This is a genomic window from Bartonella sp. CL100XZDX (assembly GCF_042195375.1).
Lineage (GTDB): Bacteria > Pseudomonadota > Alphaproteobacteria > Rhizobiales > Rhizobiaceae > Bartonella.
In genome coordinates this window covers 41,537-61,959 of the sequence record NZ_JBHIOH010000006.1, presented here as the reverse complement: position 1 = coordinate 61,959, position 20,423 = coordinate 41,537, and the positions used below count along the sequence as shown (strand labels likewise).

The following is a 20,423-nucleotide window of genomic DNA, read 5'->3' as shown; positions in this document are numbered from 1 at the left end:
TACTAATATTAAAAAACTCTTCTCTCTTAAATTTAAGAGAAAAACGCTACAATTTAAAGCCCTACACTGCGATATCCTTATGTCCCTTGATGAGAATCAATTGCACGCAACTTCAACAATTGAAACTGCCTATGGCGCTCACGAAAGCGCTCTCTATCGGCTTCACTACGCGTGTTATAACAAGCATCACAGGAAACACCTTCCTCATAATGAGGCGATAATTTGCTTTCAGCATTAAGAGGAGAACGACACGCGCGACATAATTCGCGTCCACATTCTTCAAGACCATGATGAACAGAAACACGCTCATCAAAAACAAAACACTCACCCCACCATAAACTTTTCTCTTTTGGAATTTTTTCTAAATATTTGAGAATACCTCCTTTTAGATGGTAGACTTGCTCATAACCAAGATCACGAACATAAGCTGTTGATTTTTCACACCGAATACCACCTGTACAAAACATGGCAATTTTCTTTTTTTTCTTTAACTCAGCCTCATGTTTACGCACCCATTCAGGAAATTCGCGAAATGTTTTAATCTGCGGATCAATCGCTCCTTGAAAACTCCCTATTGCATATTCATAATCATTACGCGTATCGATCAAAATTGTCTCTTCATCTTGAATAAGAGCATTCCAATCTTCAGGATCCACATAAGTACCAACAACTTTTAGCGGATCAACCCCTTCAACCCCCATTGTCACAATCTCTTTTTTCAACCGCACTTTCATGCGATGAAAAGGCATTTTTGATGCCCATGAATATTTAATCTCCGGCGTTTGAAACGCTGGCTCAGCCATAATAAAGTCCACCAATGCCTCAATTGCCGCACAAGCACCAGCAACTGTTCCATTAATTCCCTCTTGTGCTAAAAGCAGAGTGCCTTTGATATCCTTTGCTTGACATAATTCCTGCAAAGGTTTTTGTAATTGATGATAATGTTTCAAATCTGCAAAGCAATAAAGTGCAGCAACTTTAAAATTCTTTTCCATGTGTTTTGCCATAACGCGCGTTTCATTCAATTTCAAGATTTATTCATGTACTCTTTAACATATTGTGCTTAATCAAACGATACAAATAATATCATCTCCAAGAAGAAAAAATATCATGTGCCAAAAAAGAGAAAAGCTTTTATTATATCTCCAAGGACAAACTGTTATACCTGTTTTGCTCATTGACAATCTACAAAGTGCTGTACCCTTAACACGCGCTCTTGTCAAAGGTGGATTAAAAACAATTGAGATCACCTTGCGAACACCAAATGCCCTCAAAGCAATTCAGAAAATTACACAAGAAGTCCCTGAAGCAATTGTTGGAGCCGGCACAATTCTCAACACAACACATTACGAAAAAGCCGAACAAGCTGGAGCCAAGTTTATTGTAAGCCCCGGATTATCCAATGAACTAATCAATTGTGCAAAAAATAGTGAAATTCCCCTTCTTCCCGCTGCAATGACCCCAAGTGAACTCATGCAAGCATTAAACAAAGGCTATTCATATCTTAAATTTTTCCCTGCTGAAGCTGCTGGAGGTATTTCCTTCATTGAAGCTTTAGCATCTCCCTTCTCTGATATCCGGTTTTGCCCAACAGGCGGTATTACACAAAAAAGTGCAACACAATGGCTCCAACTGCCCAATGTCTTCTGCGTTGGTGGTTCTTGGATAACGCCCCAACAACTCATTGCAATAAGTGATTGGGATTCGATTACTGCATTAGCATATACCGCATCACAACTTCCCTCTCCCTCGAAAAAAGCTCTTTCTACAATATAATATAAAGTGCAAGAATATCAGCCCCTTCAACAAGACCAAAGCTTTCACACATCCTTACGCAATCTTTTAACATTGCCATGGAACCACAAATCATCACCCGATCTTCATCGAGATGAATTTTGGGGAGTGCTCTTGTTTCAAAAAAGCTCTCACTCTCCATAACAGTCGTAATACGCCCCATATGCTCAGAAAGCTCACAAGTAGTCATAGGATAAAATTTCAACTGTTGTGCATATGCCCCAATGAATGAATCTTGTTGCAAAGAGAAAACAAGATCTTTTGCACAAATTAACTCATTCTTTTCGCGCGTTATTTAAATAAGAACAACTTCTGAAAATTTTTCATAAGTGTCAGAATCACGAATAAAGCTTGCAAAAGGAAAAACCCCGTACCGGTTTGAAAGAAGATAAAGCACCAATTTTCCCACCTAATTACTCCACAAAAGCGCGCTCTACAACATAAGTAGCAGGAGCATTATTGGCCCCTTCAACAAGACCAAAGCTTTCACACATCCTTGCGCAATCTTTTAACATTGCCATGGAACCACAAATCATCACTCGATCTTCATCAGGATGAATTTTAGGAAGGCCAGTTGTTTCAAAAAAGTCCCCACTTTCCATAACAGTCGTAATACGCCCCATATGCTCAGAAGATTCACGAGTAGTCATAGGATAAAATCTCAACTGTTGTGCATACTCTCCAATGAGTGGATCTTGTTGCAAAGAGGAAACAAGATCTTTTGCATAAATTAACTCATTCTTTTCGCGCGTTGTTTGAATAAGGACAACTTCTGCAAACTTTTCATAAGTTTCAGGATCACGAATAAGGCTTGCAAAAGGAGCAATTCCCGTCCCAGTTGAAAGAAGATAAAGACGTTTTCCAGGAATAAGAGCATCAAGAACCAGCGTTCCTGTAGATTTTTTACGCATGAGAACTGTATCACCAATTTTAATTTTTTGGAGATGCTCGGTTAAAGGTCCCCCTGGAACTTTTATCGAAAAAAACTCAAGCTGTTCATCCCAAAAGGGGCTTGCAATCGAATAAGCGCGATAAATCGGCTTTTCTGCATTTGGCAAACCGATCATAACAAACTCACCCGAACGAAAACGAAAACTTTCCGGACGATTCAGACGGAATTTAAATAACCGATCTGTGTAGTGACAAACCTCTTGGACAGTAAGGGCGAACACATTCTCAGGAATCGGAAAATTTGCAACGCTGCTGATGCTTGACGGAACATTGGTAGCAGACGTATTCATACTCTTCCCTATATTTTATTGAACGTTAAATTTCGAATCCTTGACGTGATATAGTACTTGCACAACCATCTGCCAACAATTTTCTTAAAACAAAAGCCTCAAGGTTAACACTTTTATGTCAAAATTAAATAAATGAATCTAGCGCGCGCTATCAGCGATAAAATTGATTTCACTTAAAACCAATCAAAGACTAGAAAGTAAATATTGGATACCCAATCCATCTTGAAAATAAATAATATCCAAATCAACGGGTTTTCTAAGTCAACAGTTTTTAATGTATCAGAAAGTGTTTACACTGTTTTCCATTTAACAAAAATAATTTTAAGTGCATGAGACGACATCCAAAATTGCACAGATAAGTGATCTTTCCCCTCATGGTAAAAAACTTGTAATGCATTGATTTAACGTGCTTAATTTAATCATTTTATCTTCTCTGAATAAGCAGCCAGTGCAATATTTAATCAAAACAATCGCACCAGCAACAACAGCCTAATATTGCACTCTTCAAAATGATACAATACAATAAACTATGTTTTATTTTTTATATGCCTCAACTAGGGAAAATAAGTAAAAAGTTTATGTTTTACAAATTATTAGAAGATACCATGTTGATAACAACACAAATAAAACTAAAGTATCTCTTATATCCAAAGTAGCATTTTACATAAAAAACGACTTTAATGGCAGTATAGGATTCTTATGATTTTGACCATAGAAAATAGTGCCTTTCCCTATATCGTAAAGAACCTCAATGAAATAACCAAAAAAACCCGTATTTCACGAACACAGATAAGCTTTTAAAATGAAAAAATCCGTTAATGATGAAATAGATACATCACTCTATGCAGCTGTAGCAACCGTCGATGTCAGTGCCATTGTTGCCAATTATATCACTTTAGCCAAACGTGTAGCTCCAACGCAATGTTCAGCAGTTGTAAAGGCAAACGCCTATGGATTAGGAGCTCACAAAATTGCTCCTGCCCTTTATCAAGCTGGTTGTCGCACTTTTTTTGTCGCCCAAATCATAGAAGCACTCCAATTAAAAAGCATTTTACCATCAAATGTCACGATTTCCCTTCTGAATGGACTTCCACACTTAGCAGAAGAGTTTGTCGCACAATCTGGTATTGTTCCTGTTCTAAACTCTTGGAATGCCATTGAAAATTGGCAAAAAATTTGTCAAAAAAAAGATAAAAAATTTCCAGCAATTGTTCAAATCGATACCCATATGAACCGATTAGGACTTAATCAAAAAGAATTACAAAAACTCATCAAACACCCTACAATTTTCGAAAAAGCAGAAATAAAATATATTCTTAGTCACCTTTCTAACGGAGAAGATGATACCCACCCATCAAATTATGCCCAATTGACTGCTTTCAAAACGATCCTTGCACAACTGCCGCCCTGCAGAGCTTCCTTTGCCAATTCTGGAGGCATCTTTCTAGGATCAGATTTTTATTTTGATCTTGTTCGCCCCGGTATTGCACTTTACGGAATAGCCCCCCAAGAAAAACACACATCCCTTCTAAAACCTGTTTTAAAACTTGAAGCCCAAGTCATTCAAAGCCGCGTTGTTGATATAGGAGCACCTATTGGTTATGGAGAAAGCTTTATAACCAACAGACCAAGCACTCTTGCAACCATTTCTATAGGCTACGCAGACGGCTGGCTCCGTGCTCTTTCGAATAAAGGAACAGTTTATTTCAACGGGCACAAACTTCCCATGGTTGGGCGGGTTTCTATGGATTCCATTATTGTAGATACGACCGATCTTGAACAAAAACCTCAAACAGGTGACTGGGTAGAACTCATTGGGCCCCATCAAACACTTGAAAAAGTATCTGTAGATGCCGATACCCTTCCCAATGAAATTCTAACATCTCTTGGCTCCCGCTATAAATACATTTACACATAAAAACTCTTTAAAAAAATAGATTGATAAAAATCATCCTTTTAGAAAATTAAGGAGCTTTTACAAAAGATTTTACAACAATCAACTACATAGAATGGTCATAGACACCGTGCATTCACAGAAATCTCAAAACAGACAAGTTGATGGACTGTTTTATGGAAGTAGCTTTCACCCAAAATACAAAAACTTAGCCTTTCCCCATAAATTGACAAAAAAGCATCTACTACAAAGTTTTTAAAATTAACTGCCCAATTAAAATCATTCGCTTGCATACCACAAGCTGAACTATGTGTAGATAAAAATGATTTAAGAAAGGAATAATACCTCTTATGAACCATAGTGCCAAGGGCTATAAACATTAGGCGCTGGAAAAGTGTATGATAGTGCCAACTTCCTTCTTCATAGAGCGTAAAGATAGTGGGGAATCAATGGATTTACCCTTACACCATTCACAAGCGCCGTCGCGAAATGGGATTGGGAGCGAAGTGTCTCTTTAAAACAAACACGTGAATTAACAACTCAAGTATATTCTTTTTGAAGCGTTCTGTTTCACATGAGGGTCATTCCCCCACTAAAGAACACAATAAATATAAAGTATGGAGCAATGTGTAATCCCCATTATTAAAAAAATATTGCTTTAAATACTTTTGAAAGCCGCAAAGCTGAATTAAGAGGAGATGACAAACTGAGGATTGATTTTCACCTTTACGGCTTTACATTTTCCCAAAATTAGATTGTCTTCTAGTTTCAAAGGTTACGTCAACAGAAATACACCCCCCCCCTCATCTGACAGACAAAAGCAGGAACGACTCATAAAGCTCTTTTTTTCTCAATCTCTGACTTAAAACATGTCGCTGCGTTAAGTTTGGATGTTGATTTACAGGCAACAGCGAAAGAACACGGGCTCTTAGAAAAACAACGCCGTAAAGTCACAAACTGACTTGCAATGAAGTGGAAAGATGTGCCGGCTTTTTATAAGACCCCTTGTAAAAAACAACCATAATACATTTGGCTTTGCGTTTGCTCATTCTGACAGGTGTTCTTACATATTTTTGCGTCATATTTATAAAAAGCAGATTAAAGAGAAATATTTAGACAATTCTTGACTCGAAAAGATGCAACAACAGAGTTTCGCGTGTCTTTATCATCAAAAACACTAAAATTGATTTTATTCTTTCTACAACCGGTCGTCGTCACCTTAGTGAGAAGTAGTATGTCACAACACATGCAACAAACGTGACCCTATCCTCATAGGTTTTCACTCTCGTTTACATGAATTAGCTGGCTAGACCGATGCCGACTAGTCACTAAAACCATGTCATACGGTAGAAGGCAAAGGAGAGCATGCCTATTGCCGACAAAACACAGCTTTTTTGTCGACTTTTTCGATTTTGCTCATGTTGTAAAAAAACAATGCAAAATTCTAGAAAATAGACAAATAACGCCATCATGATCAACAAGTAAAAAAACCACACAAAATGTGTGGGCTTTTTTTGTTTATGCAAATAAGTAAATTAAATACATATTTGTTATTTAATAGGTATTTCCCAATGGCGGGCACGAACAAATGAGCATTCTGTCTCCCGCAACATTATCAATACGTGATACAGGAGGCCAATATTTATTGGCTGGATCAAGAGAACTGTTGGGAAAAGCAGCTTCTTGTCGCGAATAGGGTCGTGCCCAAGCATCACCTAAAGTATCTGCCACTGTATGAGGGGCATTCACCAATGGATTATTGTCTTTTGGCCAAACCCCGCTACCAACTTTCTTAGCTTCTTCAGCAATAGAGAGTAAAGCATCACAAAAACGATCAATCTCTGCTTTTGGTTCTGATTCCGTTGGCTCAATCATCAAAGTTCCCGGAACAGGGAACGACATCGTGGGCGCATGGAATCCATAATCAATGAGACGTTTTGCAATATCATCAACACTCACCCCATACTGCTCTTTCAACACGCGTGTATCCACAATACATTCGTGCGCAACACGTCCATGCTTTCCCCGATAAAGAATGGAATAAGCGGCTGAAAGACGTGCAGCAATATAATTGGCATTTAAAATGGCTATTTGTGTTGCATATTTTAAGCCATCAGCCCCCATCATTCGAATATACATCCATGTAATTGCAAGAATAGACGCACTTCCATAAGGAGCAGCAGAAACCGCATGTGTTGTCCCATCCTGTTCATGACCTGGTAAGAATGGTTTGAGATGCGCTGCAACTCCAATTGGTCCCATACCAGGACCACCACCACCATGAGGAATAGCAAATGTTTTATGAAGATTCATATGACAAACATCAGCGCCAATATCCGCAGGACGAGCAAGACCCACAAGGGCATTGAGATTAGCACCATCAAAATAAACTTGTCCGCCATTTTCATGAATAATAGAACAAATTTCCTTAATGCTTTCCTCGTAAACACCATGGGTTGAAGGATAAGTAATCATGAGAGCAGCCAATTTATCTTTATGCAATTGCGCTTTCATTTTGAGATCGTCTACATCAACATCACCATCGCTTAAACATTTTACCACAACGACTTCCATCCCTGCCATATGGGCCGAAGCTGGATTGGTACCATGCGCAGATGCAGGAATAAGACAAACTGTACGTTGATGTTCTCCCCGTGATTGGTAATATCGTCGGATAGCCAAAAGACCAGCATATTCACCTTGAGCACCAGAATTTGGCTGAAAAGAAACTTGCGCAAATCCTGTAATTTCACACAACCACGCATTTAACTGATTGATCATCTCCAAATAACCCGCTGCATCCTCTTGTGAAACAAAGGGGTGTATATTGGCCATGCTCGCCCAGCTCACAGGCATCAATTCAGCAGCTGCATTAAGCTTCATTGTACAAGAACCAAGAGGGATCATAGCACGGTCCAGCGCCAAATCCTTATCCGCTAAATGACGCAAAAAGCGCATCATATCTGTCTCTGAATGAACAGCATGAAAAAAAGGCTGAGAAAGAAAAGCAGCATCCCGTTTTTTTCCATAGAGCTGTGGAGAAACCTGATCGCCTAATTGTGCCCCAAAAAGCTGCGCTAAAGCACCTGCATCTTCTTCTGTCGATAATTCATCAAAATTGATTGCAATAGTGTCATCATCGAGAACACGAATAAGGCGTCCACCTATTTTGGCTTGATGCGCAATCTCTCGCGCTTTTCCCTTAACAGAAATACTAACACAATCAAAAAAGCTTTTCCCTTCAACATGAACCCCTGCTGCTTCTAAACCAGCAACAAAACGACATGTTAAATGATGAATTCGCTGCGCAATTTCTTGTAAGCCTTTTGGCCCATGCCAAACAGCATAAGCGGTTGCCATATTAGCCAACAAAGCCTGCGCTGTACAAATATTTGACGTCGCTTTATCGCGCCGAATATGTTGTTCGCGTGTTTGCAAAGCTAAACGAAAACCAACACGCCCTCTCGTATCCACGGATTGACCAACAATACGCCCTGGAATAAGCCGCGTTAATGCATCACTCACGGCAAGGTAACCAGCATGTGGACCACCAAATCCCATTGGAACGCCATAACGCTGCATAGAGCCAACAACGATATCTGCCCCCCATTGAGCCGGTGGCTCCATAAGGGTAAGCGCTAAAGGATCAGCCACAACGATAACTAAAGCTCCCTTTTCCTTTGCCTCTTTTATGATCTCACTGTAATCATGAAAAGCACCTTTTGTATCTGGCCAAGATAAAACAATTGCTGCTGTATCAGAAGCAATTTCGCCATTTTGGCTAATCTGAATCCCTTGTGTTTCAGCACGCGTTTGCACAACACTCAAAATCTGAGGATGTAAAAGACTCTGAAGAGAAATTTTTGTTTTTTTCTCACGGGAAAAGCGAAAAGCGAGAGCATTGGCTTCAGCTAAAGCAGTTGCTTCATCAAGAAGAGAAGCAGCAGCAACAGGCAAACCTGTTAGTTCACTAACCAATGTCTGAAAATAAAACAAAAGTTCTAAACGACCCTGGCTAATTTCTGCTTGATAAGGCGTATAAGCAGTATACCAAGCCGGATTTTCAAACAGATTTCGTAAAATAACCGGAGGCACATAAGTTCCATGATATCCTTGCCCAATAAAACTTTTGTGCACATGGTTACGCTCCATCATCTTGGAGAGTTCTTCCAAGGCTTGTCCTTCACTAGCAGCCTCTGGAAGATTCAATGAACGTCCCAAGTGGATAGAGTGTGGAACAGCTTGAGAAATGAGTGTATCAACACAATCAAGCTCTAAAACATCAAGCATTTTTTGTGTTTCATCAGGACGCAGCCCAATATGTCGAGAAGAAAAAGAACGCTCGATCATGCCACTCATCCAATCAAAGCCTTATAAGCATCTTTATCTAACAACCCTTCCAGTTGTGTCTCATCCTGCAATGTCATTTTCCATAACCAGCCTTCTGTTTCGGATTTCTGATTCACCAGTTCAGGATTATCAGCCAAGGCTTCATTTATTTCGACCACTTCACCATCAAGAGGAGCATAAACATCTGAAGCCGCCTTCACTGATTCCACAACAGCCGCCGCCTCTCCTTTGGAAAGTTTTGTTCCACTTTGTGGTAAATCAACAAAAACCAAATCCCCTAATTGCTCTTGCGCATAATGCGTAACCCCAACAGTCACCACTTGCCCTTCAACGCTAAGCCATTCATGGTCTTGTGTAAAATAAGTTTTAGACATAAAAAATCATCCTTTAAAATAACGTTGTTCAACAAAGGGAAGTGAATGAACTGATAGTACAATCTTTTTGCCTCGCAGTTCTGTAAAGACTTGTGTCCCTTCAACTTTAAAATCAACAGGAACATAACCCATCGCGACAGGACCATCAAAAGAAGGACCAAAACCACCTGATGTTACAACGCCAATCTCATTACCTTGATCATCAAGAAGCACCGCACCGGCACGAATAGGTTGACGCGTTTGCGGTTTTAATCCAACACGACAACGAGCAGGTCCTTTTTGCAGTGCTTCAAGAAAAGCTTTTGCACCATAAAATTGTGCTTTTTCTCGAACACTTTTAGGAACAGCCCATATTAGAGCCGCATCAATAGGTGTCGTATCAGGGGTAATATCATTTCCATGCAAACACAGCCCTGCTTCCAACCGCAAACTATCGCGTGCTGCAAGTCCAATCCACTCAACACGAGAATCACTCAGCAATTTTTCAGCCAACATATGCGCATGCCCTATAGGCAAAGCAATTTCAAAACCATCCTCTCCCGTATAACCAGAACGCGTTATAAACCAATCCTGCTGTGGTTCGAATCCTTGCATAAAGAACAATTCATTCCCTGGTAAATCGGCATCAGCAAGAACAGCTGCCGCTTCAGGACCTTGAAGAGCAAGCAATACCCTTTCAAGGGCAATCACTTGACATTCAAAATCAACCGCACGCTTTTCCAATTCTACGAAATCAGCCTGTGCATTCCCAGCATTGGCGACCAACATAAAACGGCCCTCTTCCAAACGGGTAATGATAAGATCATCAAGAATACCAGCCTGCTCATTAAGCAAATAATTATACCGTGAATGCCCAATCTTTAAAGCTGCTGCATCAATGGGAAAAGCATAGGACAAAAATTCCACGGCTTGTGCCCCTTCAACCGCAATCAATTTCATATGAGAAATATCAAAAAGTCCTGCATGTGCACGCGTATGAAGATGTTCTTTCAAAACGCCAAGAGGATAAGTTAAAGGCATGTTCCAGCCCGCAAAAGCACCAAATTTTGCTCCTGCCTTTTCATGCAAATCATATAAAGGAAGTGTTTTTAAAAAAGATGTTTCTTGTGTTGTGCCCATAATAACTCCAAAGCTGCGCTAACGCCCACAGAATATGGCCGTCTCTGCCCCCTCTGTCATCAACCTGAGAGACTCGCGAAAAGATTTTTCGCTTACACCTTCGGCGCGGGTTCTCCCGACTTTCCAGATCTGCCTTCTTCCTTTTACGGTCCTTAAAGCCTGAGAGATTATGGGCTATTTCCCCTTCGGCGGCAATGCGAAAATTTGCAATATGCACTCTCCCGCAAAAGAATGAAAGAAACAATAACGCTCTTTCCAGCATATTTTAACCTATAGCCTATCTTTATCACACTGTCATTAGTAAAGTGATGAAAATGTTCTCATTTTAAAACTTGCATAAGCTGCTTCAAAAGATTTATAATAGTGTCCTTTTGAACCTTACAAAAATTGCAAGGAACACATTTTAGGAAATTTAAGACAAAAATCAAAAGCTATAAACAAAAATACCTCTTGAAAATCATGCAAAACGTCACACACTAAAAAGATCGCAAAGCAATATTCTTTCGCGCGCAGTTCAACCTTAAAGATAGGGTTTCATATTCTTTTTTAGAATTAAGGACTTCAAGTATTTTATAAGTATGATTTTAATGCACAAGAAGTGGTTTTTCTGCTTTACTCCATAGTGTCATAAATTGCGACTATCTACAGACTAAAACTACCGAACAAAGGTGACAAAATACTCATGAAAGCTGGTAATATCTCTTACAATTGCGAAAATGATCTTCCAAAGCAAATTGCTCTTTTTCCTTTAGAAGGTGCACTCTTACTACCCGGTGGTTTTTTATCACTCAACATTTTTGAACCAGAATCACTTGAAATGATTGAAAACGTTATGGTAACTGATCGTCTATTGGGCATTATTCAACCACTTTCATCGGATACAGACCGCTTCTCTACACAACTTTATAAAACAGGCTGTATAGGGCGCATTACAAACTACAGTGAAACAGGAAATGGACAACTGTTCATTATCTTACAAGGTGTTTGCCGCTTCACCTTAGAACAAGAATTGACAAACACAAAATCTTATCGAACAGCTCTCATCCAATCAAACATAAAAGACTTGCAAGAATTTGATATTGAAGAAAACATTAACCGAGAGAACTTACTCGACGTTGTAGAAAAATATCTAACCATACATGAAATGGAATATAATTGGAGCAGTATCATAGAAGCCCCTACACCTATATTGGTTAATGCTTTTTCAGCCCTTATCCCCTTTACACCAGCAGAAAAACAAGCTCTCCTTGAAGCTCCAGATATCGAAAGCCGTGCCCAAACTCTTCTTGCATTAACAGAGCGCTCACTCATGAAACAAACAAGAACAGATTACCGCTTAAACTAATGAATGTCCCAACATGAAAAAAATGACCACAGATCCCAAAATGCTCGAATTGCTCGTCTGCCCAATGACGAAAGGCACTCTCTCTTTCAACCGAAAAACACAAGAACTCATTTCTCTCAAAGCCAAACTTGCCTATCCTATTCGTGATGGCGTTCCCATTATGCTTGCCTCAGAAGCGCGCCCTTTGCAAAACAATGAAGAAATAACGCATAAAAAATAAAAAACCCTCATGCAATTTTCCTCTACAAGCCCACTGCTATCAATCCTCTATCAATATGATATCTCAATATCTACGATTTCTGAAAAAAGAGTTTTACAATAAAGATATTTATATCGCTTTACACCTTGTAACAAAAGCCAAAAATATCATCAGATTTATCTCATTCCAGCCTGTTCATACTGAAGCAATCAAAACCATTCGCTTGCACCACACAAGCATCTGAACAAAAACAATTAAAAAAGGGAATAAAAATGGCTCTTATGAACTTCTTAAAAGCAAGAATTATAATAACATTTTGAACCAACTCAGGTAAATGAAATTTATTTATTAAATATAAAATTGTTATATTTCATGAACTTTACGTTATACCCTTCACGAGCAACATGTTTGAGATACCTCGATTTAAGATGAAGAAAAACGATAAGCTGTATCATCTTATGTATACCATATCGGGACAAGAATATTTATCTGTTTGTTTACTTTTCAAAGCGGGGAAACAGCCTAATTTTGGGGAGAAAACATAAAATCGTAAAGGAGAAAATCACCCCATTACCTTGCCATCACCCTTTAATTTCGCTTTACAATTTTTACAAGTATCTAAAGTATCTCAAGCAATATTTTTATGTATAATATACGCATTAATTACGTGAAAACTTGAAAAAACAAACAAGAAACACTGTTGTAATTTCAATTGACGATTGAAAGTAATTGCCTTATGAAGGAGGCTTGTGTTTTTGGTTGTATACGCGACAATCAAATAGGGTCTGGAAGCCCGAAAAACTCAAACTAGAAATAAAACCGCTTTTGCGGATATCCCGGAATTTCCGGGGGCTCTTGTTATATCCAAGTGCTTTCAGCACTAAAAGCAAGGGGCTGTTTTGATTCAGCACTTCCAGACCCCGGAATACTAATGCGAGGGCGCTCGCAACCGGTGGGGACATCAAGTGAAAGCCAAAAATCTACATTTTTACGATATTTCTTTAGGCCAAAAATTCGCTTCAGAAGAAACGTCATGGGTTTTTCTCAAAAACAATTAGGAAGTCATTTAGGCGTAACATTCCAACAAATCCAAAAGTATGAAAAAGGCTTAAATCGCGTAAGTGCAAGACGTTTACAGGAAATTGCTCATATATTAGATGTTCCCGTTTCCTTCTTTTATGCTGATAGCGCAAAAAAAGAAGAGAGCCCCTATCATTGTGATGACAGAATAGCAAGCAAAGCAGAATATTTACTTTTAAAAAATTTCAGAATACTAACCCGCAAAAAACAAAGAGCAATTTTGCAGTTGATTTCTGATGAAAAAATAACCCCTTATTTTCATAAATTCACTGAAAGGACAATCAACGTCCTTAATAATCTTGACAAGAATTGTGACTGTCTCCCCACACCTCATGAGCATGAAAATTCTTAATCTAATCTGATTTGTAAATAATCCGAATTCTAACGAGTTTAACTTAGAAATAGCACGTTGATTTATAATGATAATCTAACGTTATTGATATTGAATAAGTGTTTCGAATATCGTAAAATTCTTTCATTTCAAACGTGTTCTATATTGAATCAATCAAAATCTCTTGTTTGCACAACACAAGCAAAGTTGGCGTGTGAGTAAAAATGTACAAAAAGGCATACCTCTTATTGAATCGTCTCACATACCAAGAGCTGTAACGACATTGGGTGCTAAAAAAATATATGATGGTGCTAACTTGCTCTTTTATTAAACGTAAATATGGGAGTGTTCAACGGCTTTCCACTCATATGACTCACTTAAACAAAAGGCTCTCCAAACAAGCCTAAGAATATTCCCACACACTAAAAAAACACTTAAATATATCGAGAAAGATTAAAGATCTTATACCACCATACTACAAAGATTGATATTTATAGCAAAATAGGATTAAAGTAAAAATAAGAAATATAAAGTAAAAAATAGACACGAAAAAAATATATGTATAACTTTCATAAGAATTTATCTATATATGGATACTTAAGTTTATTCTGTTGTGCCATAAATTCTATCATTTAAGGTATGAGGGCATGAAGCACGCATACCTCCTTAAAAAATTCAAAAGTGTGAAGGTAAACAATTGACAGAAGATAAGGAATTCACTTAATTAAAGTGTTTTCTAAAGAGATAATAGCTTAGCGTAAAATATTCAATTTTTTCAATTCTGAAAGATTCAAAAAAAACGTATCATTTGAAATAAAACAATTTATTGTGCTAACGATGATGATTGCTGTGCACAAAATTGAGTTGTTGAAAATCAAAAATATAATTTAATGATGTTCCTTGACCAACTCACTCTCTCCTGAGTATAGCACGGGGAATAAATGTGGAGAGACATGAGGAGTATATAGAAAATGAGTTTTAAAGTTGCAATTGTCGGCGCGACCGGAAATGTTGGTCGTGAAATGCTTACAATTTTAGAAGAACGTGGTTTTCCTGCGCATGAAATTGTCCCTCTAGCATCACGACGCTCATTAGGACAAGAAGTTTCTTATGGAGATAAAACTTTAAAAGTAAAAGCACTGGATACTTACGATTTTTCTGACACAGATTTTTGTCTTATGTCTGCGGGAGGAAGCATTTCCAAAGAATACGCCCCTAAAATCGCTGCTGCCGGCTGTGTCGTCATCGATAATTCCTCCACGTGGCGCTATGATGCCAATGTTCCGTTAATAGTCCCTGAAGTCAATGGCGAAGCTATAAATGCCTTTTCTAAGCGTAATATTATAGCAAATCCTAATTGTTCAACAATTCAACTGGTCTTAGCTTTAAAACCTCTCCATGATGCTGCAATCATTAAACGTGTTGTTGTCTCTACATATCAATCGGTTTCTGGAGCTGGTAAAGAAGGAATGGACGAACTTTTCGAACAATCACGTGCAGTTTTTGTTGCAGACCCAATTACATCAAAAAAATTCACTAAACGTATTGCCTTTAATGTCATTCCTCATATCGATGTTTTCATGGAAGATGGTTATACAAAAGAAGAATGGAAAATGACGGTTGAGACGAAGAAAATTCTCGATCCGAAAATTAAATTAACGGCCACTGCTGTTCGGGTCCCTGTCTTTATCGGTCATGCCGAAGCCGTCCATGTTGAATTTGAAAAACCACTAAGCGCATCTGAAGCACAAGCGCTCCTCCGCGATGCACCAGGCTGTCAGCTTATCGATAAACACGAAGATGGTGGTTATACCACACCTTATGAAGGTACCGGAGAAGATGATACCTTTATTAGTCGTGTTCGTGAAGATATCACCGTTGAAAATGGTTTAGCTTTCTGGGTTGTCGCCGATAATTTAAGAAAAGGAGCAGCATTGAATGCCGTTCAAATTGCTGAATTGCTCATTTCTCGTAATTTGATAAAGCCTAAGTCCGCAAATTAATGCCCTGTCCGAAAAGATGAAGAGCCCTAACCGGTCTGTCAAAAGTCCGGCTTCTCTTCAGTATAATCTTTTCCAGCTGAGGATTCATATCACCATCCTAAAGAACCGTAATTCGAGGTATTGACAAATTTTACTCTGAATATCCTTGAATGCCTCACCACCTTAAGTTAAGCATTGCCGCCTTAATACCATTTTACGGTACAATAGGATCAGCAGCATAAGCATTTTTTGCTTTATGCTGCTGATCCTATTTGTCATTCCGGTTGTGAAATTAACTTTACCCTTATCGAGCAGGATAGGTCACGACACGGTAACGCGTTTCATTACGTTCAAAATTTTTGTAATTGACATTATTAGGAAAGGAGGGATTATAAGCACTCACGTGCTTTACAGAAACGCCTTGTGCTTTTTGCGACGGATTTAAAATTGTTCGTTCATCCCTTTTTTTAACACCTGTAGAATCGATAATCACATCTGTTCTGTATAGTTTTTGCATATTTTTCCGTGTTTTTTGAATCGCCGGAAGAGCTTTAAAGTCGGAAACAGCCTGTTTTACTTTTTCTTTTGGCGATTTTACCATGGCTTTTGATTTTACAGGCATCCTTTTAAAAGCAATGGTAGGAACATTGTTAACATTGACGTAACGTGCAGATGCCCAACCAACTTTTCCGTGATAACCAAGAGAACACCAAGTTTTATTGGATAGGCAGCCATAAATTTGCACTTTTGCTCCCATTGGAACCATTGCGATAACTTTATAAGCTGTCGCAGGACCTGTGCGTAAAGATACCTGACCTGATGCAACACGAGCAACTGTTCCTGTAATGGTTCCAGCTTCTGCGTGAAAAGCAGTCACAGCCACCTCTGACGCTCCCAAAGCCCATAAAATCATTGTTGTTGATAAAAATTTCTTTCTTAACATTATTTTTCTTCCTCTCTAAAACATGTGAAGGGCAAAATTTCGCCTTTACAAAAATTTGCCGCGTTTAAATCCAATGATCAGCAACCTTTATCCCCCCAAAGACCCCACAACATTGCAACAAAATCTCTCTTTATCGCCTACACGAACACGGCCTTTTGATCTTGATTGCGCAGTATGTTCTTCATGAATTTACGGCTAAAGCATCATCTGATTGTCCGGTTCTTCAACCAATCGTCCCTTAAAGAAGTTTTTTAAGTGTCATTGGTTCCCTCAACAAATGATTGCAATAGAAGAATTGATTGCCCGAATTTCAGAGCATTTCTGAGAATGAATGATGATCAGCCCTCAAAACAACTAAAATAGAAGGAAAAATAATACTCTTTGAAAAATAAAAGTGATTGAATATTCTCTAAAGCTTGTATAACTTTAAATCTCCCTAAAAAAATACAGAGCATATTGACACTTCCCTCAAAAAATCTCCTGGAAAAGAAAGTTAAAAGTACATGACATTAAAATTTTTTTCTCGTAGTCGGATTATAGGATTATTCCTCTCTCTCTTTGCTCTTTTTTTATCTACGGTCTTTGTCATGGCTACAGACAAATCAAAAATCAAACTTGGTATTATGGAAGGGCGGGATGCGATTATTTGGAAAACTGCTGCTGAACAGGCTAAAAAAGACGGTTTAGATATTGAACTCGTTTATTTTTCTGATTACGCTTTGCCTAATGACGCTGTTAACGCAGGAGAGATCGATGCGAATGCTTTTCAGCACGCCCCTTATCTTAATGAACAAATGAAACAACGTGGCTATAAACTTTCAATTGTCGGCTATACATTTATTGCTCCAATCGGTGTTTATTCACACAAAATAAAAGACTTAAAAGATCTTCGTGATGGTGCACATGTTGGTATTCCGAACGACCCATCTAATGGTGGAAGAGCCTTACTTCTTCTCAATTCTTTAGGTCTCATTAAATTAAAAGATCCTCATAATATTCTTGCATCTCCACTTGATATTATCGAAAATCCTAAAAACCTGCAAATTCGTGAGCTCGATGCTGGTATGTTAGGGCGAGCTATTGACGATTTTGATCTTGCAATTATAAACACAAACTGGGCTATTGTTTCCGGATTAAACTTCGAAAAAGATGTAGTCGCATGGGAGAGCGCAAAAAATAATCCTTATGATAATATCATCGTTGTACGCACGAGCGAAAAAGATGAGCCATGGGTTAAAAAATTAGTTGCCGCTTACAATAACGATCTTATCCGTGCAAAAATCAAAGAGATTTTTGGCAAAACCGCCCAAACATCTTGGTAATTGTGCTAAATGTCCGAGTAATTGTGAATGGAAAAACCTACTCTTATCACCTTAAAAAACATCAGCCGTTGTTTTAACAAAACGGCTGGTATTCCGGTAATTAATAATCTCTCTTTAAATATCCATGCTGGTGAAATCCTTGGCATTATTGGGCGCAGTGGAGCAGGAAAATCAACACTTATCCGCTGTTTAAATGGGTTAGAGAAGATTGATGCAGGGTCCATTTTTTTTGAAGGTGTTGATATTTCCAATCTATCAGAGATAGAATGGGCGCCTTACCGTCAACGAATTGGGATGATTTTTCAACATTTCAATCTTCTCTCATCGCAAAATATTCTTGATAACATTGCATTGCCGCTTAAATTAAGTGGTGTAAGTAAAAAACAACGCCACAAACGTGCCCTTGAACTGATTGAATTGGTTGGGTTATCTGGGAAAGAATATTGCTATCCGGCACAATTGTCAGGGGGGCAAAAACAACGCGTTGGCATTGCTCGTGCGCTCGCTGCTAATCCTAAAATATTGTTATCAGATGAAGCTACCTCTGCTCTTGACCCTGAAACAACACAATCTATTCTAGAGCTCCTTGCTGATATTAATAAACACCTCAATCTCACGATTGTGCTCATCACCCATGAAATGGAAGTTGTGCGCACCATAGCGCATCGCGTTGTTGTTCTTAATCAGGGGAACATTGTAGAAGAAGGACGTGTGAAAGACATCTTTACATCACCGCAAGACGATACAACCATAGCCATGCTCAAGCTTGTCACCCCGCAACTTCCTGAAAAATTTGCGAAAAATCTCAAACCAATCGGGCGAGAAGCTGTCATTGAAATTAATATTGCCGGTGAAATTGCCCAGCAGCCTTTTCTTCATCTTCTAGAAAATGAGAGTGGTTTAAAAGCACGTATTTTGCATGGTGGCATTGATACAGTTCAAGATGAAACCATCGGGAGACTCTTCTTGGCGCTTCCTGGAGAAGATAAAGAAGCTTTAGAAAAAGCTGTTCAATGGTTAACGAAAAAAGGACGATATTGTGAGGTCTTAGGCTATGTTTAATGTTCTGTCTCATGAACTTCCCCAAGCTGTTATTGATACAATATTGATGACACTTAGTGCTTCTTTTATGGCATTTATTATAGGGCTTCCCCTTGGTCTTCTTCTTCACACAACAGCACGCGGGGGGATTTTTTCCTCATCTCTCATCAATCGCCCTTTAAGCATGATCATTGACAGTATTCGTGCCATTCCCTTTATTATTCTTGCATTTTATCTTCTTCCCGTTACGCGTATCGTTGTAGGAAGAGGGATAGGAATGCCTGCTGTAATTTTTATACTGACCATTTCAGCTATCCCTTTTTATGCACGCATGGCGGAACTCTCTTTTAAAACCGTTGAAAACGGTCTTATTGAAGCGATCCGCTCTATGGGGGCAAGCCGTCTTCAAATTATCAGACATGTTCTTATTCCTGAAGCTCTCCCTAGCCTGATTACAGGTTTTACAGTCATGGTCATTTCTCTCATAGGAGCCACCTCACTTGCTGGATATCTTGGTGGAGGCGGTTTAGGGGATATGGCAATCCGCTATGGCTATCAACGCTATAATACCTTCATCATGACCATCGTCATCATCCTTTTGATCATGCTCAATATTATAACCCAATGGACTTCTGATAAAATCGTACAAAAACTTGATAAAACAAAACATTAAAAGACTTAGAATTTCACATGCCAATACCATCATCCTCTTTGCCACTTCCAAAGTGCTTCCCCCTTGCCTATCGAAAACGCTCATAAGAGATTAGGAACTTTTTTCTTAAACAGTTTTTATCTCTCCCCATCCGTTTGTAAAATGAAAGAAAATAGTTTTAATTGATTGAATATAAAAGGGGATAAAATAAGAGATCTCACAGTATGTGAGACTCTCTCTTAACATAAAAATAATAAATTATCATGTCAAATTAAGACATTGGTCACGACCTTTCCCAACCTTAGAGAACATATTGAACTTATATAGAATCAACCAAAACCTCTCGCTTGCACGTTACAAGCGGGAAGAGCTGGGTGAGTAAAAACTATATAAGAAAGGAAGGCAGGCATGCCTCTTATGAATTATCTCAAGCGCCAAGACCTGTCTTAACATTGGCGGTTAGCATATAATATGATGGTGTCGGCTTTCTTCTTTACAAAGCATAAAGATAGGGGGGCTCAATGGCTTTATCATTATACCATTCACAGGCGCCATTGCGAAATGGGTGTAACAAGCGTTGAGAGATGTTTCTTTAAAATAAGCCCGTGAATTGGCAACGCAAGTATATTCCATTTGAAGCGTTCTGTTTTACGTGATGGGTATGATCCCATTAAAGAACGCTATAAACAAAAGCGTGAAGCAATGCACTATCTACATTAAGAAACTCCTCTTCAAAACAATCTAGGAAAATAGCAA

The 20,423-nt window shown here is 38.7% G+C and carries 16 protein-coding genes, 1 pseudogene and 1 riboswitch; of the genes and pseudogenes, 9 read left to right on the top strand and 8 right to left on the bottom strand.

Features of this window, described 5'->3' with window-relative positions; translation table 11 throughout:
- Positions 1-77: 77 nt before the first annotated feature.
- The gene (locus tag ACFILU_RS00740) at positions 78-995 is read right to left on the bottom strand and encodes a rhodanese-related sulfurtransferase (RefSeq protein ID WP_375674362.1); all 918 of its coding nucleotides are present in this window, start codon (positions 993-995) and stop codon (positions 78-80) included.
- A gap of 115 nt (positions 996-1,110) precedes the next feature.
- Here ACFILU_RS00740 and eda point away from each other — a divergent pair, with 115 nt between their 5' ends.
- Positions 1,111-1,776, top strand: coding sequence for a bifunctional 4-hydroxy-2-oxoglutarate aldolase/2-dehydro-3-deoxy-phosphogluconate aldolase (gene eda / locus ACFILU_RS00735; RefSeq protein ID WP_375674361.1), 666 nt, complete (start codon positions 1,111-1,113; stop codon positions 1,774-1,776).
- Here the strand turns inward: eda and ACFILU_RS00730 are convergent.
- Both ACFILU_RS00730 and ACFILU_RS00725 read right to left on the bottom strand, forming a co-directional pair.
- A pseudogene (locus ACFILU_RS00730) lies at positions 1,755-2,188 on the bottom strand (ferredoxin--NADP reductase); the annotation flags it as partial. The gene eda and the pseudogene ACFILU_RS00730 sit on opposite strands and share 22 nt — an antisense overlap.
- A 19-nt stretch (positions 2,189-2,207) precedes the next feature.
- The gene (locus tag ACFILU_RS00725; RefSeq protein ID WP_273791462.1) at positions 2,208-3,035 is read right to left on the bottom strand and encodes a ferredoxin--NADP reductase; all 828 of its coding nucleotides are present in this window, start codon (positions 3,033-3,035) and stop codon (positions 2,208-2,210) included.
- An 802-nt stretch (positions 3,036-3,837) separates the two neighbouring features.
- Between ACFILU_RS00725 and alr the strand changes: the two genes are divergently transcribed.
- Complete coding sequence (alr, locus tag ACFILU_RS00720; protein ID WP_375674360.1) at positions 3,838-4,953, top strand: alanine racemase; 1,116 nt, start codon at positions 3,838-3,840, stop codon at positions 4,951-4,953.
- A gap of 1,530 nt (positions 4,954-6,483) precedes the next feature.
- Here alr and gcvP read toward each other — a convergent pair.
- From gcvP to gcvT, 3 genes are read right to left on the bottom strand one after another with little or no spacing between them, the layout of a single operon-like run.
- Positions 6,484-9,279, bottom strand: a complete 2,796-nt coding sequence (gene gcvP, locus ACFILU_RS00715; RefSeq protein WP_375674364.1) for an aminomethyl-transferring glycine dehydrogenase — start codon at positions 9,277-9,279, stop codon at positions 6,484-6,486.
- A 5-nt stretch (positions 9,280-9,284) separates the two neighbouring features.
- Complete coding sequence (gene gcvH / locus ACFILU_RS00710; RefSeq protein ID WP_375631501.1) at positions 9,285-9,653, bottom strand: glycine cleavage system protein GcvH; 369 nt, start codon at positions 9,651-9,653, stop codon at positions 9,285-9,287.
- A gap of 6 nt (positions 9,654-9,659) precedes the next feature.
- Complete coding sequence (gene gcvT / locus ACFILU_RS00705) at positions 9,660-10,772, bottom strand: glycine cleavage system aminomethyltransferase GcvT (RefSeq protein ID WP_375663738.1); 1,113 nt, start codon at positions 10,770-10,772, stop codon at positions 9,660-9,662.
- A 136-nt stretch (positions 10,773-10,908) separates the two neighbouring features.
- Positions 10,909-11,006: riboswitch (glycine riboswitch) on the bottom strand.
- Between the two features lie 448 nt (positions 11,007-11,454).
- Here gcvT and ACFILU_RS00700 point away from each other — a divergent pair.
- On the top strand, positions 11,455-12,117 hold the full coding sequence (locus ACFILU_RS00700) for an LON peptidase substrate-binding domain-containing protein (RefSeq protein WP_273791465.1): 663 nt from the start codon (positions 11,455-11,457) through the stop codon (positions 12,115-12,117).
- A 13-nt stretch (positions 12,118-12,130) separates the two neighbouring features.
- On the top strand, positions 12,131-12,337 hold the full coding sequence (locus tag ACFILU_RS00695; RefSeq protein ID WP_273791466.1) for a Trm112 family protein: 207 nt from the start codon (positions 12,131-12,133) through the stop codon (positions 12,335-12,337).
- Positions 12,338-13,174: 837 nt separating this feature from the next.
- Here ACFILU_RS00695 and ACFILU_RS00690 read toward each other — a convergent pair.
- Complete coding sequence (locus ACFILU_RS00690; RefSeq protein WP_375674359.1) at positions 13,175-13,351, bottom strand: hypothetical protein; 177 nt, start codon at positions 13,349-13,351, stop codon at positions 13,175-13,177.
- Here ACFILU_RS00690 and ACFILU_RS00685 point away from each other — a divergent pair.
- Entirely contained in the window at positions 13,350-13,748 is a 399-nt protein-coding gene (locus ACFILU_RS00685; protein ID WP_375674358.1) for a helix-turn-helix domain-containing protein, read from the top strand. The genes ACFILU_RS00690 and ACFILU_RS00685 overlap by 2 nt on opposite strands.
- Positions 13,749-14,698: 950 nt before the next feature.
- Positions 14,699-15,730, top strand: a complete 1,032-nt coding sequence (locus tag ACFILU_RS00680; protein ID WP_273791468.1) for an aspartate-semialdehyde dehydrogenase — start codon at positions 14,699-14,701, stop codon at positions 15,728-15,730.
- 283 nt (positions 15,731-16,013) lie between these two features.
- Here ACFILU_RS00680 and ACFILU_RS00675 read toward each other — a convergent pair whose 3' ends face one another.
- The gene (locus tag ACFILU_RS00675; RefSeq protein ID WP_273791469.1) at positions 16,014-16,652 is read right to left on the bottom strand and encodes an SH3 domain-containing protein; all 639 of its coding nucleotides are present in this window, start codon (positions 16,650-16,652) and stop codon (positions 16,014-16,016) included.
- Between the two features lie 503 nt (positions 16,653-17,155).
- Here ACFILU_RS00675 and ACFILU_RS00670 point away from each other — a divergent pair.
- The 3 genes from ACFILU_RS00670 to ACFILU_RS00660 are packed head-to-tail and all read left to right on the top strand — an operon-like array spanning position 17,156 to position 19,688.
- The gene (locus tag ACFILU_RS00670; RefSeq protein ID WP_273791470.1) at positions 17,156-17,974 is read left to right on the top strand and encodes a MetQ/NlpA family ABC transporter substrate-binding protein; all 819 of its coding nucleotides are present in this window, start codon (positions 17,156-17,158) and stop codon (positions 17,972-17,974) included.
- Positions 17,975-18,001: 27 nt separating this feature from the next.
- The gene (locus ACFILU_RS00665) at positions 18,002-19,036 is read left to right on the top strand and encodes a methionine ABC transporter ATP-binding protein (protein WP_375674357.1); all 1,035 of its coding nucleotides are present in this window, start codon (positions 18,002-18,004) and stop codon (positions 19,034-19,036) included.
- A complete protein-coding gene (locus ACFILU_RS00660) occupies positions 19,029-19,688 on the top strand; it encodes a methionine ABC transporter permease (protein ID WP_015856780.1) in 660 nt (219 codons plus the stop codon). The genes ACFILU_RS00665 and ACFILU_RS00660 overlap by 8 nt, the downstream gene beginning before the upstream one ends.
- Positions 19,689-20,423: the final 735 nt, after the last annotated feature.